19 protein-coding genes are annotated in these 18,185 nt (G+C 33.6%); 10 read left to right on the top strand and 9 right to left on the bottom strand.

Features of this window, described 5'->3' with window-relative positions; all coding sequences use genetic code 11:
• Positions 1-110 precede the first annotated feature (110 nt).
• Positions 111-245 (top strand): hypothetical protein, encoded by a 135-nt coding sequence (locus Z053_RS32065; RefSeq protein ID WP_255518921.1) that lies wholly within the window; start codon positions 111-113, stop codon positions 243-245.
• A gap of 55 nt (positions 246-300) precedes the next feature.
• Here Z053_RS32065 and dsrP read toward each other — a convergent pair whose 3' ends face one another.
• The 9 genes from dsrP to Z053_RS0107095 form a co-directional block, all read right to left on the bottom strand.
• A complete protein-coding gene (gene dsrP / locus Z053_RS0107135; RefSeq protein ID WP_025664357.1) occupies positions 301-1,521 on the bottom strand; it encodes a sulfate reduction electron transfer complex DsrMKJOP subunit DsrP in 1,221 nt (406 codons plus the stop codon).
• Between the two features lie 139 nt (positions 1,522-1,660).
• The gene (locus Z053_RS0107130; RefSeq protein ID WP_025664356.1) at positions 1,661-2,782 is read right to left on the bottom strand and encodes a 4Fe-4S dicluster domain-containing protein; all 1,122 of its coding nucleotides are present in this window, start codon (positions 2,780-2,782) and stop codon (positions 1,661-1,663) included.
• Positions 2,783-2,826: 44 nt separating this feature from the next.
• A complete protein-coding gene (locus Z053_RS0107125) occupies positions 2,827-3,453 on the bottom strand; it encodes a cytochrome c3 family protein (protein ID WP_025664355.1) in 627 nt (208 codons plus the stop codon).
• Complete coding sequence (locus Z053_RS0107120) at positions 3,446-4,144, bottom strand: nitrate reductase cytochrome c-type subunit (RefSeq protein WP_025664354.1); 699 nt, start codon at positions 4,142-4,144, stop codon at positions 3,446-3,448. Before Z053_RS0107120 ends, Z053_RS0107125 begins: the two co-directional genes overlap by 8 nt.
• Before the next feature lie 3 nt (positions 4,145-4,147).
• A complete protein-coding gene (locus Z053_RS0107115) occupies positions 4,148-6,472 on the bottom strand; it encodes a molybdopterin-dependent oxidoreductase (protein WP_025664353.1) in 2,325 nt (774 codons plus the stop codon).
• A 4-nt stretch (positions 6,473-6,476) separates the two neighbouring features.
• Entirely contained in the window at positions 6,477-6,716 is a 240-nt protein-coding gene (locus Z053_RS0107110) for a hypothetical protein (RefSeq protein WP_025664352.1), read from the bottom strand.
• A 4-nt stretch (positions 6,717-6,720) separates the two neighbouring features.
• Positions 6,721-7,986 carry an alginate export family protein gene (locus Z053_RS0107105; protein ID WP_025664351.1) on the bottom strand — a complete coding sequence of 422 codons (1,266 nt, stop codon included), beginning with the start codon at positions 7,984-7,986 and terminating at the stop codon, positions 6,721-6,723.
• A gap of 552 nt (positions 7,987-8,538) precedes the next feature.
• Entirely contained in the window at positions 8,539-9,147 is a 609-nt protein-coding gene (gene pdxH / locus Z053_RS28055) for a pyridoxamine 5'-phosphate oxidase (protein WP_025664350.1), read from the bottom strand.
• Positions 9,147-11,543, bottom strand: coding sequence for a heavy metal translocating P-type ATPase (locus Z053_RS0107095; RefSeq protein WP_025664349.1), 2,397 nt, complete (start codon positions 11,541-11,543; stop codon positions 9,147-9,149). Before Z053_RS0107095 ends, pdxH begins: the two co-directional genes overlap by 1 nt.
• Before the next feature lie 140 nt (positions 11,544-11,683).
• On the opposite strand from Z053_RS0107095, the gene Z053_RS0107090 reads away from it, so the two are divergent.
• The 9 genes from Z053_RS0107090 (at position 11,684) to Z053_RS0107050 (ending at position 18,154) form a co-directional block, all read left to right on the top strand.
• On the top strand, positions 11,684-12,532 hold the full coding sequence (locus Z053_RS0107090) for a universal stress protein (protein ID WP_025664348.1): 849 nt from the start codon (positions 11,684-11,686) through the stop codon (positions 12,530-12,532).
• Between the two features lie 12 nt (positions 12,533-12,544).
• Positions 12,545-13,396: a universal stress protein gene (locus Z053_RS0107085; RefSeq protein ID WP_025664347.1), complete on the top strand. Its 852-nt coding sequence runs from the start codon at positions 12,545-12,547 to the stop codon at positions 13,394-13,396.
• A 40-nt stretch (positions 13,397-13,436) separates the two neighbouring features.
• On the top strand, positions 13,437-14,291 hold the full coding sequence (locus Z053_RS0107080) for a universal stress protein (protein WP_025664346.1): 855 nt from the start codon (positions 13,437-13,439) through the stop codon (positions 14,289-14,291).
• Positions 14,292-14,376: 85 nt separating this feature from the next.
• Complete coding sequence (locus tag Z053_RS0107075) at positions 14,377-15,225, top strand: universal stress protein (RefSeq protein WP_025664345.1); 849 nt, start codon at positions 14,377-14,379, stop codon at positions 15,223-15,225.
• A 66-nt stretch (positions 15,226-15,291) separates the two neighbouring features.
• The gene (locus Z053_RS0107070) at positions 15,292-16,143 is read left to right on the top strand and encodes a universal stress protein (RefSeq protein ID WP_025664343.1); all 852 of its coding nucleotides are present in this window, start codon (positions 15,292-15,294) and stop codon (positions 16,141-16,143) included.
• A gap of 74 nt (positions 16,144-16,217) precedes the next feature.
• Complete coding sequence (locus Z053_RS0107065) at positions 16,218-16,637, top strand: hypothetical protein (RefSeq protein ID WP_025664342.1); 420 nt, start codon at positions 16,218-16,220, stop codon at positions 16,635-16,637.
• A 25-nt stretch (positions 16,638-16,662) separates the two neighbouring features.
• Positions 16,663-17,079: a hypothetical protein gene (locus Z053_RS0107060; protein ID WP_025664341.1), complete on the top strand. Its 417-nt coding sequence runs from the start codon at positions 16,663-16,665 to the stop codon at positions 17,077-17,079.
• Positions 17,080-17,184: 105 nt separating this feature from the next.
• The gene (locus Z053_RS0107055) at positions 17,185-17,628 is read left to right on the top strand and encodes an Hsp20/alpha crystallin family protein (protein WP_025664340.1); all 444 of its coding nucleotides are present in this window, start codon (positions 17,185-17,187) and stop codon (positions 17,626-17,628) included.
• 82 nt (positions 17,629-17,710) lie between these two features.
• Entirely contained in the window at positions 17,711-18,154 is a 444-nt protein-coding gene (locus Z053_RS0107050) for a hypothetical protein (RefSeq protein WP_025664339.1), read from the top strand.
• Positions 18,155-18,185: the final 31 nt, after the last annotated feature.

Below are 18,185 nucleotides of genomic sequence, written 5' to 3'. Positions count from 1 at the left end.
ACAAGAAAATTAAACGCTCCTATCGGATATACCTGGAATTCAAAAAGGCGATATAGATAACATATATTTATCAATCCATCCCAATACCTTGGGATCAAAAACTAATCATCATGAGAACTTTACGAAATATTAGAAAACAACTAAAAATAGCAACACAAAAACAAAATATGTTTTTGGATTGTGTACCAAAGCTTTATAATTATGAAGATACTTTGTTCACCGGAGTTAGGCGCTACGCACATTAAACTACGAGTTATTAGATGCTAAAAGGCCGAATTTTTATTAAAAATTCGGCCTTATTTATTTTTTCCTAAACTGTAATTTCCCTGTTTCTATTTTGATTGCAGTTTTTGCAAGTATGGTAAAAATGAAAGCTCCTAAAGCCCAAATGCCAAGAGTTACTCCAATTTCTATTCCTGTAGGAGTATATTCCGAAATTTTTCCATAAGGTCCTGGGATAAAACCAGGAACGATCAAACCGAACCCTTTTTCTATCCAGATGGCTATAAAGAGAATAAAACAACAAAAATATAACACCTTTAAATTGTTACGCAGTTTACCAAAAGTTAGCAATACAGTTGCTAAAACATTTAGAGGAATCGCTGTCCATATCCAAGGTAATAATGCTGTTTTACCGTGTAAACCAAAGAATAGATAATATGCACTTTCACTATGATGTGTTGGGGCATAAAATTCTTTAAACAACTCAGACACTAACATGATCAGGTTGATTTGGGCTGCTACAGTAACAATCATACCAATTTTTTTGATTGTTTTATCTTCTATTTTAAATTCGGTAAATGTTCTAATGATTGCCAAAACAAGGATAATCAAGGCAGGTCCGGCAGCAAAGGCAGATGCCAGGAATCGAGGCCCTAATAATGCATTATTCCAAAAAGGACGAGCTTGTAAGCCTTGATATAGAAATGCAGTTACCAAATGAATAGCTACCGCCCAAAATACAGATAAAATTGCTCCTGGCACATAGATTTTTGGATTAGGCACTTTTCCTTGATAGCGTGTGAACAAAATGTAAAACGGGATCGAGATATTTAAAAATAAATATCCGTTAAGTACAATAACATCCCAGGTTAACATCGAAGCTGGAAAATTAAAGACTCCGATTCCCGGTATCATATGCCACAATACAGATGGCCCACCCATATCGGCTACAACAAAAGCCAAGCACATAATCAATGCAGCTACGGCCAGTCCCTCGCCAATAAGTACAGCTTGTTTAAAATCAATATCTTTTAGTACGTAAGTTGGCATAACCAGCATTACTGCAGCTGCAGCAACACCAACCAGAAATGTAAAATTAGAAATATACAGCCCCCAACTTACTCTGTCGTTCATTCCTGTGACACTTAGGCCGTGTTCTATTTGTAAAGAATAACAATACATCCCAATGAGCATAACAAAAGTCAAAAATGCCATCCAGATGTGGTATTTTTTTGAGCCTTGAGTAGTAGTATCTAAGCTATCTTTAACTAAACTTCCAAAAACTTTAAGTCGTTTCATGTGTTGTTTTTTTGGCGTGCCCATAGGGTCGGGCTTTTCACTATATCTTTTCTAACTTACTTCTCGTCCTTCGGCAAGCTCCGAATGACAACTCGAAGTAACAGAAAAGGATGCCGTTTCAATCCCTCACGCAATTTTATTAATCCATAAAATACCAGAACTTAGGTTCTGTCCCAAGATCTTCTTTTAGTCTAAATACTTTTTTATTATTGAGAACCCATCGTATTGTGCTGTCAGGGTCTAATAAGTTTCCAAAAATTCGTGCTCCTGTTGGGCAAGCTTCTACACAAGCGGGATTTTTACCAGCTCGTGAACGTTGTACACAGAAAGTACATTTTTCCATAACCCCTTTTTTACGCATACGATTTCCTAAGTAATGTTGATTTTTGTTAATCTCATTTTCGGGAACTTCGGGAGTACTCCAGTTAAATCGTCGACCATCATATGGGCAAGCTGCCATACAATACCTACAGCCCACACACCAGTCATAATCTACAACTACTAATCCATCTTCTTCACGCCATGTAGCTTGCACAGGGCAAACTTCTACACATGGGGGATTGTCACAATGAAAACATTGTGTTCCCATATAAAAATGGCCTTCTGCCGGGACTTCATGGTAATAATTGTCATCGGCTTCATCAAACTTAAGACCTTTTCCGTCTTTCATTTCATGAATTCGAATATACTCCATCTGCGAATTTCGATCCTGATTATTTTCCTCAACGCATGCACTTACACAATCCATGTACCCTTGGCATTTAGAGATGTTAAAAGCATATCCAAAAAGCACATCTTTCTCGGCATTTTTAGAAGACATACTTATATTTTTCCCTTTTCGTAATTGATAGGAACGTACTAATCGGTCAACAGTGGCTTTTTTTTCCTCATCGGTCATTAATTTGTAATTGCCTTTAAACTGTTCTTCCCAATCGATTTGTGCTTTTTCTTTGGTTTCTTCTCCAGAAGTCAGATTACAAGATGTACTTACTGCTCCGGCCCCGATAACTAGACTAGCGGTTAATTTCCTAAAAGCAGTTCGACGATCCATTTGTACATCAAAAACCTGGTCAAAACCATCTTTTTTGCGTTCGTCACCAATAGCTGCATCTACCGCAGCATCAAATTCTTTATCACTAATTTGATCTTTAGTATGAGAGCCGCATCCACCAGATGTTTTTCCACAACCGCAAGAACCTGTATTTTGTTTCTTTTTGCTATTTAGGTTTAGAGAAAACCATTTTTTAGTATTGTCGCTCATTGTTAAATTGTTAAGAGGTATTACATGAAAGTGTGATAGCTAAACTATTCTCGTTCTTTTACTTTTTGAGTATTATACCCTGCAGGCCACCTGGTTTCAAAACCTGGCTTGTGTGGGTTATGGCAATTTACACAGGTCATTGATGCTCTGGGAGGAGCCCATCCTCCTAGTTTTTTACCATGCGCACCACCTTTCCAATCTTTAAACTGTTTGTTATGGCATTGGCTACATAATGTATAACTCCTGTTAAAATCAATGTCTGTACCTGTTAAACTAGTTAAGTTGTCCATATCATTACCGTTATGGCAAGTAATACAGTTCATAGTATTTAGATCTGCATGAGCCAGCTTAATATCCCAATGCGCTTTTTTTGAAGGATTTTCACTTTTTAATTCTTCTAGTGGTTTGGTATGACATTCTGTACAGGCGTATGATTTGATTTCGCTTTTACGTTCAGGAATCAAAAATGTGTGTTCTCCTTCTGTGACTTTGATTGTTTTTATACCTTCTAAATACTGTTCTGAAGAAATAGAAGTACCGTGATAATTTTTGCTCTTGGCTTCTATTTTATCCGTAATATTATGGTATTCACCTTCACCGTGTTTACAAGAAAATAATATAACGGTAAGGAAAGTATACATCAGAATATGTATGTTATTATATCTATTCATTTTCAATACTATTAGCTCTTGTGAAAACTTCAATATCTGTTACTGTTTTATCTTTAGAAACATGACATTGCCTACAATTTATACGCTCGGGATGAGATACTCTGATCTCTTTTGGAGCTGCGGGTCCGGCATGACAAGACAAACAATTTTCTCTCATTTGTATTTGATGCGGGATCATTGGCGGACTCCCAGGTAAAGCATTATTTATCCCAACTTTTGGGGCATGAGCCTTTGCAAAACCATTTTCGGTAAAGAGAGTTTTGGTGTTTTGTACTACATGGCATTGCCTGCAATTAACCATTTCTGGATGGGGTGTAACTGGTGCATATGCATTAAATTTGGTAACGAAACCTCCATTTTCATGACATTGCAAACAGGTATTTGCTCCTAAGCTCATTTCTTCCTTAACAGGATGTGGGATACTGGGTGGTGCCCCAGGATATGCCCTATTATCATAATAAGTGTCTAGTGATCTTTGATGTTCTTCATCGACAGGCATATTTGCATACTCTAATGCCAATCCAGAACGTTTGAACACACCACTCTCTAACGGAATAAATGTTTCGGTCGAGCTTTCCTCAATAGGGATATAACTTTCTTCCAAACCTTCTTGATAACTATAATTCCAAATAGTAATAAAGGCTATGAACAATACTAAAAAAAGTGATATGATTCCGAGTCTCTTTTTCATAGCCTATGCTTTTTCAACTTTAACGGCACATTTTTTATAGTCAGGTTCTTTAGAAATCGGGCAAAAAGCATCCAAAGTAACGTCATTAATTAGCATATTTTCATCAAAAAATGGCACAAAGACCTGGCCTTTGGTAGGCAACCCTCTTTTATTTATCGATGCAGGTAATATACACGAACCTCTACGTGATGTTACTTTTATATTTTCACCATCCTTAATTCCTAATGCTTTTGCATCTTCTGGATGAAACTCTACATAGGCACTTGGCATCGCTTTATGTAAAACAGGAATCCTGCGTGTCATAGAGCCTGTATGCCAATGCTCAACAACTCTTCCGGTATTTAACCAAAATGGATATTCATTATCGGGTTCTTCTGGAGCCGGTTCATAAGGACGTTGCCATATAATTGCTTTTCCGTCTGGTTTTCCATAAAAATGAAAATCTTCACCATTAGAACAAGCTGGATCATATTTTGAATTGAAACGCCATTGTGTAGATTTTCCGTTTACATATGGCCATATTACACCAGATTCTTTTTTCAGAACTTCTAAAGGCGCCATCCCATGTTTTGCTCCTTCATGAAACTGCCGATATTCATTATAAATTTCCTCGACATGATTTTCTTCACTATACGGAAATAAGTCACCATACCCCAATCGTTTTGCAATTTCAATAGTCATCCATGCATCAGGAGTGGTTTCTCCGGGACCGTCTACCATTTTATCCCAATGTTGCGTTCTTCGTTCAGAGTTTCCATACAATCCACTTTTTTCTATATGCCATGATGCTGGTAGAATTACATCTGCTACATCAGATGTTGGTGTAGGAAAAACATCAGAAACGACAACAAAACAGGAGTCTTTCTCCATACCTGGTCGATACCTGCTTGTTTTTGGCATTGAAACCAATGGATTAGTTACTTGTGTCCAAATAAATTTAATATCCCCACGATCAATTGCTCTAAACATTTCTGTAGCGTGATAGGTTGGTTTAGAAGGTATACGTTCATAAGGCACTTTCCAAATTTTTGCAGCCAGACGTCTATGTTTTTCATTCGTCACGACTCCTTTAGGCAATTTATGAGTAAAAGTACCTACTTCTCTTGCAGTACCACAGGCAGATGGTTGTCCGGTTAGCGAAAATGGGCCATTTCCTGGTTGTGAAATTTTTCCGGTAAGTAAATGGATGTTATAGACTAAGTTGTTCATCCACGTTCCTCTTGTATGCTGGTTCATTCCCATGCACCAATAAGAAACTACCTTTTTATTTGGATCTCCATAAATAGAGGCTAAATACTTAATATCTTTTGCAGATACTTTTGAATACTTAGCTACTTTTTCTGGAGTATAATCGTTCAGGAATTTTTTATAAGCTTCAAAATCTATTTTTTGTGGCTTATCTTTAAATTTGTAATTATCTTCCAGACCATATCCCATATTGGTTAGTCCTTTGCTAAAATTGCAATGTTTTTCTACAAAAGATTTATTTACCCATCCATTATTGATAATTTCATAACAAATCGCATTGGCAACGGCCAAGTCGGTTTGAGGCTCAAATAATATAGATCTATCAGATGCAGTACTAGAACGTGTTGTACGTGTTGCAAAATCAATAATCTTAGCGCCTCTTCTATTTTTTTGTTCTAGCATTCTGGAGAACAATACCGGATGCATTTCTGCCATATTATTACCCCATGTAATAAAATAGTCGGCATGATCGATATCTTCATAACAGCCCATAGGTTCATCAGCACCAAAAGTGGTTAAAAAACCAGCTACTGCACTCGCCATACATAAACGAGCATTACAATCTAAGTTATTTGTGCCAATCGCACCTTTCATTAATTTTGAAGCAACATATCCTTCAGGAATTGTAGATTGACCAGAAGTGTACATGGCTACACTATCTTTACCATGCTTTTTAATAGTGTCCTTCATCTTGTTGGCAACAATGTCTAAAGCTTCATTGATTGGAGTTTTAACGTATTGACCGTTTTTCTTTACCAAAGCATGAGTTAGTCTATCTTTTGATTGAATACACATGATTTGATGATATCCTTTTACACAAAGTAGCCCTTTATTAACACTGCTCTTAGGGTCTCCTTTTACAGCTACAGCTTTTCCGTTTTCTGTTCCTATAAGCACTCCGCATCCTACACCACAAAATCTACATGGAGCCTTTGTCCAATTGATATCACCACTTGGTAACCCTTTTTCCTGTTCGTCTGCAAATAAGATTCCCGGAAACATAGTTGCTGCGGCAGTCATCGCAGACAACATAGCCATCTTTTTTATGAATTTTCTTCTATTTGTGAGAGAGGTATACATAATACTAATTGTTTTGTGGTGTATTAAATCCAGAAACCATAGCCAATAATTTTAGACTTTCTATAGTATCTAGTTTTTCTTTTAGAATTGCTTCTTCGGTTTCATTTTCGGTTTCTGTAATTAAGATGAGTACATCCTTATTATTGGCTGGCATGACTTCACATTGCTCTATTGAAGATAGTGCATTGATAAGCTCATTTTTTTCTCCTTTTTGCGGATGGGCTAAATAACTCTTAATTGGCATAGTTTTATTGTTTGTTGGTTGTGAATAGAGTTGGTTTAATTGTCACCATGACCCATCCCCAATTATTGGTATTCCCATCAAAATTATTTTTCAGTATCTCCATTCCGTCTGAAGCAAAGAGATGAGAATATCCAGCTTTGATATTTACATTTTTTTGTAAATTATATGAATATACCAGGTCTATTTCTGTACCCAGTTGTTTAGATTCATCTGCGGGTAAATCTGCGGCAGCCATAAAATTGTGAGCAGCCACATTTAATGTAGATTTTTGATTAAATTTCACATTAGCTTTTAGATACAAGTCGATTAGCCCTACATTTCCGATATGGTTTCCAACATAGAAATAATCCATTAATCCATTAAACTTGTGATTGGTACCATAAAAAGGGGTAAAAGCTTCATTATCTCCGTTTGCAGGTGCTCCATTATCATTACCACTTTGTAGTTCTCCACCAAGTACTATTTTCCATTGTTCTGATACTTTATAATCTGCCTCTAGCCCTAATAAATATGCGCTTAGGTCATTATCACCCAAATCATTTCCGAATTGATAATAAAGATTAGAAGTAAGACCAAATTTTCCTTTTTTGTATTTTAAATGAGTTCCTACAGTTTGACTGTACCTAGTTTCATTATTATCTGAATTGGTAGCATCTGTATACTGTAATCCGTTGTTAAGAAAAAGAAAGCTTCCCGAAAAATTTTCCCAATCTTTGTGCAACCAAGCGTATTGGATACTTTTATACGTATTTGGTGTTGTAAGTGTAGTTTCTGTTAGGGATTCTTCTCCCTGGTTAAATGCAAAACCCAGATCAAACTTAAAACTATCTTTATTGTATCTTATAAGAGCAGCATCATGGCTTCTAGCTTGCTGTGCCCAACCAACATTTCCAAAAATACGCTGATCGTCATATGCAATTTCCTGGCGACCTAATTTTAATGAAATGTTAGGATTGAAAAGAATTTCTCCCCAAGCCTGTTGAACACTAAAACCATTTTTATCTGCTGTGTTGAGTTGGGGTACATCTCCCCATACCCTTACATCCTGCAGGCTTACATAAAAATTTAATTTCTCCATTTTATATCCAGCATTTAATCGTGTACGCTGAGATACAAATGCTGCGGGATCTGCATCATCTGGGAATAGTGTTTTAAATCCATGCCTGTATTCGAATCGTGGTCGTACTTCGGCATCGATTTTTAATTGAGCATTAATAGTTGTAATAAATAATGTGAAAAAAATGAGGGTACTAAGTTTAACGAGTTTCATAGTAAGATTTGATTATAAATTAACTACGGTAAATATTGGTTCATTTATTATTGCATGCAATGATATCAATCAGGTTTAGTTTTTTTAATGTAAAAACTGATTAAATACAAGGCTCAAAATCAACCATCATTCTCATTTTTAAATACTCTGAGTAATGCTATTTATTTTTCTAAGATTAGAGAATAAACAAATAGTTAGATGTCTTTTTTCACCTTATAATATACGGATAAAACTATTCTCAAATAGGATCTTAAAGCATGATAATTGTCATAAAGCTTATATATTAATTCAATCTAAATAAGAATAGAATTTAGAGGATGAACTTCTTTCTTTTTTGAAAGCACGTCTAATTTGCGGTGAACTAATATTATAGCTAAAAAAGTCGTTTAATTATAGATGGTTTTATGTAAAACAGACTTTGTTAGAAAAATTAATTTTGGCATTAGATATTTTCCAAAATAGTGGTTGTATAGATTCAATTTTTTGGAAATTAAAGTGAAACACTCAGAAGTTTATATTTCTAATATGATTATAATGAACGACTACTAATATCTATTTATGAGTGTATCCTATATCCTTAAACCACTTATAATCTGGTAGAAGTTTATATGTTGTGGTATGGATAAACCTTTCTATCTGATTATATTCTATAAATTTAAACCTATTGGGTCTAATTAAGTATCCTCCCCAATGTTCTGGCTTTGGAATAATTTGATTCTTGAATTTGGTTTCGTAGTGTTTTAGTTGGTCTTCAAGTATTTTGCGCGAAGAAACTACTTTACTTTGATCAGAAGCCCAGGCTCCTAATTTACTACCTTCTGGTCGTGATTCGAAATATCCTTCTGATAAGTTGCTGGCAATTTTTTCTGTTTCTCCTTCAATTAAGACTTTCTTTTTTGCTGCTGTCCAATTAAAGGCGATAGAAACTTTATTGTTTTGCGCTATGGCCTTTCCTTTCTCACTGTTATAGTTAGTAAAAAAGATAAAACCCTCCCAGGTGAAGCGTTTTAATAATACAATTCTACTTTTGGGAAAACCATCTACCCCGATGGTGGAGAGTAACATTGCATTAGCTTCATCCTCGGGATGAGCTTTATCTACCTCATAAAACCATTGCTGAAAATGTTGAATTGGATTATGGTCATCAGAAGTATTCATCATTATTTTGATATTAATTTTCTTCCGGACCAGTTTGTAAGCAAGGTAACATATGCAACAATAGAGATAGAACTTAATGGCATTAGTATTGCTGCTATAACAGGAGAGAGTTGACCGGTAACAGCAAAGTATAGACCTATAATATTATATAAAAATGATAGAACGAAACTTGATTTAATAATCGCAATCGCTTTTTTTGATAGGTTAAGATAAACGGATATAGTATCAAATTTTGAAGCATCAAGAATGGCATCACATGCAGGAGAAAATACATTTACATTTTCTGAAACAGCAATACCTACATCACTTTGGGCTAAAGCTCCGGCATCATTTAATCCATCTCCAACCATGATGACGTTTTGATTATGTTGTTGTAATGATTTGATATAGTTTAGCTTATCGTTTGGTTTTTGATCAAAAAGTAAAGAAGTGTTTTTAGGGAGTAGTTTTTTTAAATACTCTTTTTCTCCTTTATTGTCTCCTGATAAAATAGCGAGTTTGTAATCTTTAGATAATTGATCAAATACTTTTTTAACTCCCTTTCTATATTGATTGTGAAAAACGTAATGGCCTTTATATTGTTCATTAGTACTAATATGAACCGTAGTGTTTGTGATTTCAGAATTAATGTCCTGTCCTACAAAATTTGCAGACCCTATTTTGATAGTGTCTTCTTCAAGTTTACCCTCAATTCCTTTTCCGATATGTTCATGATATTCATCTAAGGTTAGAATATCGTGTTCTGCTAATATATTATAAAGTGTTCTGCTAAGAGGGTGATTTGATGCTCGTAAGGTGTTTTTAAGCAAGGATTCTTCTTCGGGTGTTAGTTTCATTCCTTCATAAGTCACTTCGCTTGTAATTGTAGTAGTTATGGTACCGGTTTTGTCAAAAATCATGGTATCTACCCTGGCTAATCGTTCTATAACATCTGCATTTTTAAGATAGAATTTGTTTTTTCCGAAGATGCGAAGGATATTACCCAAGGCAAACGGTCTTGCTAATGCTAATGCACATGGACAAGCGATAATAAGTACAGCTGTGAATACCTGTGCTGCTTTTGAGGGATCAACAAATAACCAAAAAGAAGTAGCGAGTACGGCAATACATAGGATTGTAATCGTGAAATATTTACTTATTGCATCGGTAAGATTGGTAAATGAAGCTGTTTTATCTTTATTAAATACATCATTACTCCATAATTGGGTAAGATAGCTTTGTTCTACAGATTTTAAAACTTCGATTTCTATAGCTCCATAAAGTTGTCTGCCTCCGGCAAAAAGAGTATCGCCCGATTGTTTGGTAACCGATTCACTTTCGCCAGTTACAAAACTGTAATCAATTTGAGCATCACCTTCGATAAGAATTGCATCTACAGGGATTAATTCGCCATTTCTGATCAATAGTCGATCACCTTTTTTAATATCGTAAACTTGTATATTTTCTTCTTTTCTTTCTTTTTTGTGTTGTGTAAAGGCAATTCTTGTTACCGCAATTGGGAAATAAGATTTATAATCTCTTTCGAAAGATAAAAAGGAATAGGTTTTTTGCTGGAAAAATTTTCCTAGCAACAGAAAAAATACCAGTCCGGTGAGGCTGTCAAAGAAACCAGTACCCCAATCAAAAATTATTTCTGTAGTACTTCTTAAAAAAAGAACCAGAATCCCCAAAGCGATGGGAATATCAATATTTAATATTTTAGACCGTAATCCTTTATAGGCAGAAATAAAGTAGTCTTGTGCAGCATAAAATACAACGGGCAATGAAAAAGTAAACATTAACCAACGAAAAACGTGTTTGTATTGTTCTAACCAGTATTCTGACACTTCAAAATATTCTGGAAACGATAAAAACATTACATTTCCGAAAGCAAAACCAGCAATACCAAGTTTATAAATCAAACTTCGATTTATTTGTGTCTCTCCTGTAGAGTAGTCATCCAGGCTAATATAGGGTTCATAGCCTATAGAATTAAGTAAAATGACCAATGCCTTGAGGGAAACACGATCACTATTAAAGGTAATACGAACTGTTTTTTTAGGGAAATTAACCTGAGATGCTGTAATCGCTGGTTGAAGCTTATGTAGATTTTCTAATATCCAAATGCAGGAACTACAATGCATGTGTGGAATATATAGTGTGATGATTTGAGTATTACCATCATTAAATTCTATTAGTTTTTCAGCAATAGAAGGAGTGTCGAGATAATCGTATTTTCCTTGAATTTCTTCAGGAATGGCGCCAGGAGCAGACTGTAAGTCATAATAACAGGATAAATCATGAGTCGAAAAAATTTCAAATACAGTTTTGCACCCATTACAGCAGAATGTTTTTTGATCAAATTTGATTACCGTCTTACTACAATCATCTCCACAGTGAAAACAAGTATGCTCTGACATAGAATTTGTTTGCTACAAATATGAAAAAGTATGCATTTATATAATATGACAAATGTCATGATTCTTCAACTGACAAAAATCATAGTTTTTGCATCTGCAATTACCTAGTTTTGAGTATAACATATCAAAAAAAGCAAACGATGAGAAAAATATTGATTCCTACAGATTTTTCAGAAAATGCCATGAATGCTTTACGATATGCTGTTGAACTTTTTAAATATGAGCGGTGTGATTTCTTTATTCTACATGCTTATGCCGATGAGGTATACGATCATAACACCGTAGTTTCTCGCGAAATTTTTGATGAACTAAAAGAAAAAGTATACAAAAGCTCTAATATGGCACTAGAGAAAGTGCTTTCAGAAATAAAGAATATTTCACCTAATCCTAGACATGAGTATAAATTACTATCCATGTTTGGGAGTCTAACCGATGAGGCTAATGATCTGGTAGATAAAGAAAATATGGATATTCTGATTATGGGAACAAGAGGAGAAACTAATGATCGAAAGCTTACCTTTGGGAGCAATACCCTACAGGTTCTTAAATATGTAAAATGTCCTGTATTGGCAATCCCAAGTGATTGTAGTTACAATTCGCCAAAAAATATTCTATTTCCTACAAATTATCAATTGCCATTTAAGCGAAGAGAACTAAAATTGTTTAGTACATTAACTAAAAGCTTCAGATCTATTATTAATTTTTTATATATCTCGAACTTTGACAAACTTTCTATCAGACAAGAAGATAATAAGCATTTCTTAAAAGAATCATTACCTAATGCAGAATTAATATTTCATCAAGAGATAGCAGAGGATCTTACCCATGCTATAAATCAGTTTATAGAACGTAATGAAATAGACTTTTTGGTAATGGTAAACTCAAGGCGCTCTTATTTAGAAAATCTTTTAGATCGATCTACAATTGATAAAATAGGACTACATATTAGGATTCCTTTTTTAGTGATGCAAAACTTACAACGATATTAAAATTATATAGAGATGAAACGAATTTTATTACCTACCGATTTCTCTGATAATGCATTTAATGCGATTAGATATGCTTTAAATTTGTTTAGAGAGGAAGAAACTACTTTTTATTTACTCAATACATTTACGCCAGTATCCTATCACACAGGGTATCTTATCGAGAACCCTGCACCGTATGGCATGGAAGATATTGCAATGATAAATTCTAAACGTGATATCGAACGAACAGAAGAAAAAATCAAAGAAGAATTTGATAACCCGAAACACAGTTTTGTTAGATTATCAGTTTTTAATACTCTGATAGGAGAAATCAAATCGGTTGTCGAAAAATACAATATTGATCTCATAGTAATGGGTACCAAAGGAGCTACTGGTGCCAAAGAAGTTTTTATTGGGACACATACTATGTATACGATAAAAAAAGTGAATTGTCCTGTTATTGCAGTTCCTTCCGGTTTTGAATTTGAAAAACCAAAAGATGTTTTGTTCCCAACAGATTATAATCTTAGTATTGATAATAAATATTTACCTTTAGTAAAAGAAATTTGTGATAAATATATTTGTAGACTTAATATTTTAAATGCTTATTATGGAGTTGCTTTAGGGCCTGAACAACATAAGGTTAAGGAAGAATTGGATAAGTATTTTAAAAATATCACTCATATTTTTCACATTGCAGAAGGAGTGGATGTACTAGAAGCTGTAGAAGATTTTCAGAAAAAGTACAAGATCGATTTATTGATCATGATTCACAATAAACACTCTTTCTTTGAAAATCTTTTATTCAAACCAGTAATTAATCAAGTAGCCTATCATACCAATATTCCTTTTTTGGTAATCCCTTCTATAGAAAGGATAGCGTGATATTAACTCTAGACCTTGCCGGTCTGATAAATATAGACAAATGAAACAAATTCTAATCCCAACAGATTTTTCTGATAATGCTTGGAATACTATATTGTATGCTATAGAGTTATATAGAAATGTTCCTTGTGAGTTTTATTTGTTAAACACGTATGATCTAGAACCAATACAACTTATAAGTGTCGTGAGTTCTCAGCGTATTGGTCATCTTTATGAAGCGATTAAGATGGAATCTGAGCAAGGACTGAAAATGACTTTAGAAGATATCCATAACTCTAAACCGGGGTTGCATCATACTTTTAAAACCATAAGTAAGAAAGGATCTTTGGTTCAAAACATGAACAAGCTTTTAGAAGATAGCACTTTTGGAATGATCATTATTGGTACCAAAGGAACAACCGGGAGTAAAAATCTTTTTTTGGGGAGTACCACGCAGAAAGTAGTTAAGAATGTATCGCATTGTCCTATCCTTATCATTCCTGATGATTCATATTTTAAAGAAATTTCGGCAATAGCTTTTGCAACAGATTTTGAGCGAATGTATCATAAGGCAGAGATCGCTCCAATACTAGAATTTGCCAAAAGTCAGAATGCAACTGTAAGGATGATTCATATATATGATAAACCCGAATTAGATCCTTCTCAACATTATAATTCTAGTTCATTAGAACATTATTTTAAACGTGTAAAATATGATTTTCATGTCATGCCTGATTTTTCAACTGTAGAACATGCTATTCAGGAATTTATTGAAGAACTAGAAATCGATATTCTGGTAATGATTAATTATGAGCATAGTTTTGTAGAAAGAATAATAAAAGAACCGATCATCAAAAAAATGACATTTAATACTATAATTCCTTTTTTAGTGATCCCGGCTGATACTGCGATTTAAGAGTTTGTACAGACATGAGATTTGTCATAGTATTCTTGCTATTATAAAGCTAGTTTTATGATATAATTTGTAAAACTGAAAAGAAATGAAAAGGATACTTGTTCCCACAGATTTTTCTAATAATGCCTATGGTGCACTTTTTTATGCCACCCGATTATTTCAAGATCAGGAATGTCAATTCTATATTTTAAATACTTTTGATGTAGATACTCCGGTTTTAACGAGTAGAATTAATACTACCAAAGGAGATTTGTTATATCAGGAATTAAGTAATGAGTCTCAAGAAAAGCTTACCGAAACACTTCATTCTATAGTTAGGGATACAGAAGATTTTAAACATACGTTTGAGACCATTTCTGTTTCCAAAAAACTTACCGATACCATTAACAAAACCATAAAAAGTAAAAATATCGATCTTGTTGTTATGGGAACTAAGGGAGCCAGTGGTGCTAAAGAAGTTCTTATAGGAAGTAATACGGTTAAAGTCATTAATAATATTAAGGATTGCACGATACTGGCGGTGCCAGATGAATTTGATTTTAAAAAACCTACAGAGATTGCTTTTGCTACAGATTTTAAATGCCTCTATAACATAGAGTCTCTAAAACCTCTTCTAGATATTGTTACGGTATTTTCTTCAAATATTAGAATAATGCATATTCATGAAAAAGAAAAATTAGACGAAATACAAGAACATAATCTTAAGAATCTTAAAGAAAATTTTAAAGACTATAATTATTGTATTCATTGGATTCCTCGATTTACTCAAAAGGCAAAACTTATTAATGAATTTATTGATGAGATGAATGTTGATATGCTATGCATGTCAAAATATAAACATAGTCTTATAGAAAATATCACACACGAACCCGTTATAAAAAAAATAGGATTTCATACAACTATTCCTTTCTTAGTTATTCCTGAGTTAAGCTGATAATTATCATAGTTTTTACAAGGTTATACCCATACATTTATAAGACTAATCCTAAAGACCTAAGTGATGAAAAAAAAGATTTTGTTACCCACGGATTTTTCAAAAAACGCGTGGAATGCTATACTATATGCTATAGAGCTATATAAAAACGAAACATGTGATTTTTATGTACTTAATGTGTTTAATGCAACTGGTTATGCGTTAGAAAGTATGATGATTCCCGAACCAGGAGAACGATTTTATGAAGAGGCCAAAGAGAAATCAGAAAAGGGCTTAAGTAAAATTGAAGAAAGGTTGAGTTTTAGAGATGATAATCCTAATCATAAGTTTTTTATGATATCTCAATTCAATAATGTATTGAGTGCGATCAAAGATACTGTAGAGAAAAAGGATATCGAAATGATCGTTATGGGAACCAAAGGGACGACTAATGCTGGAGATCTGATTTACGGTAGCAATACAGTTTTGGTGATGGAAAAAGTAAGAAATTGCCCCGTTATGGCAATACCAGAAAACACCAATTATAAGGAGCCAAAAGAAATTGTATTTCCAACAGATTATAGAACTCAGATTAAGCGCAGAGAACTTCAATATCTAATTGAAATAGCACGAATCACAAATGCTGAAATAAGAATTCTTCATGTTACTAATGATGATGATCTAGATGAAGAACAAGAAAACAACAAGAGATTGCTCGTAGAATACCTAGATGGTATAAAATATACTTTTCATACACTGCATAATATAGATGTAAAAGGAGGCCTTAGCAGTTTTGTAGAAAGCCGGGAGAGTGATATGATTACTTTTATCAATAGAAAACACAGTTTTTTTGGAAGTATATTTTCAAGACCAATGGTGAAAAATTTGGGACAGCATTCGCAAGTACCTGTACTAGCCTTGCATGATTTAGCAAATTAAGTAGATATACTATAATCAGGCAGTTTACATTTCGTAATTGCTGTGAATACTCTTTAACCATAAAAAATAAACAGATGAAACATATAGGAATTTGGATAGATAAAGAAAAGGCTCATGTCATTTCTGTTAAAGAAGATAGTGAGGATATGACAACCATACTATCAGAAATTGAAAACTTTCGTATTCATGGTGGTTCGGGAACACGACTTAAAGGCGGGCCACAGGATGTAGTTCAGGATAGTAAATATCTCGAACGAGAGAAACACCAATTTAAAGCCTATTTTAAGAAGATTGTCCCTCTTATAAAAGATGCAGATAGGATTGTGATTTATGGGCCTGCAGAGACAGGAGAAAAATTCAATAAAGAATTAATAACCAACTATAAAGATATTGGTGAAAAGGTAAAAGATGTGCTCAAAGCAGATAGTATGACCGATAATCAAACCAAAGCTTTGATAAGATCATATTTCAAAAAAGATTTGTACCCCCATTAAAGCTTTTATTTAAAACCTAGAAAAAATGATGGCAGCAACAGATAATACCTCTGATAAAGAATTAAAAGAGATCCATTTTGATATCCTAAAATGGAAATCAAGTCTTCGATTTATCGAAGGTGAAATACATTTTATCAATCAATTATTAAATTCTTATGTTTTTGAACCCACTACTCCGAATCTTTTTGAACGATTACAAGAGTTTAAACAGCAAATCGTAGATATAGAGAAAGAAATACAAGAGATAAGTCAAGGTATCAGAACACATGAAAGCGAATTGGGAGGTATGCTAGAATGCGATACTATTTCTTGTGACAATTTTTACTATAAAAATCATATTCTGGTAAGGCGCACTTTTGATGACTTCTATAAAAATTTCAGCAGGTTAAAATCTGAAGTTTTTCTGTATGCAGGCGGAGTTTTAAAAAAGAACAAGAAGTAACGTTAAATACAGGTTAAAATGCTAATAAACTGATAATTGTCATTTTAAAATGCCCGTTATCAGTTTAATTTTAATGTAATAATAACTCTAATAAACCTTAACGTTATGTCATTAATTAAATTTAACAAAAACAGATTTCCCTGGATCAATGACCGTGTTTCTACATGGTTAGATACAGATGATTTTTTTGCAGACGATTTTTTTGTAAAAGACAGAAATCTTCCTGCAATGAATGTCAAAGAAAACAAGGATAATTTTGAAATTGAACTCGCAGTTCCTGGTTTTTCAAAGAAAGATATTGAAGTGACTATGGAAGACGATGTGTTACACATTTGGGCTCAAAAAAGTAAAGAAGAAATAGAAGAGGAAACAGAGTATACACGTAGAGAATTTAGTTATAATGAGTTCGATAGAAAATTACAGTTACCTACAAGCGTAAACCAGAATGAAAAGGTTAAAGCTATCTACAAAAATGGAGTGCTTACTCTCAATCTTTTAAAAAAGGAAGAAGCAAAAGAGCAACCCAAAAAGATAATTGAAATAGATTAATCTATACAAGAAAGACAGAGAATAGATTTGGGACATTATTCTCTGTCTTTTTATCTAAAATGATCACCTTAAAATAGAAATCATGAAAGCAAAGCAACCAAATGTAAAATATGTAGAATGGCGAAGCCCAGAAGAATTACATGAAATTTCTCTAAACTGGGTATCAGAACTTAAATTTGTCAAAGATGAACAACACTTTTTAGATGAACTTATAGAAAATCATACAATACAACTAATTTCAAAAAAGATTTTTGAGAAAAGTAGGAAGATATTACAAGAACTATCTCTTAGCAGGAAAGGCCTCGACCCATTACTAAAAAAAATAATTAATCACCATAATGAACTTACCATATTGTTAGACGGAGTTGATCAACCTGTAGAGGAAAAACAATACAAAGAAGATCATTGGGAATTAACAATGGCAGTAAGTAAATACCTAAACAATTATAAAGAAACAAAAAGAAAGGTTTTTGATTTGATAAAAACCATAATGAAAGAAGGCAAACAAAAACGTCTATTGAATTAAGGTGATATAATAAGAATCAAAAAAACAATCA

Source organism: Aquimarina megaterium XH134 (assembly GCF_000520975.1).
GTDB classification, from domain to species: Bacteria; Bacteroidota; Bacteroidia; order Flavobacteriales; family Flavobacteriaceae; genus Aquimarina; species Aquimarina megaterium.
Note: the sequence above shows the minus strand (reverse complement) of the source record. Positions and strands in the feature narration are given on the sequence as shown.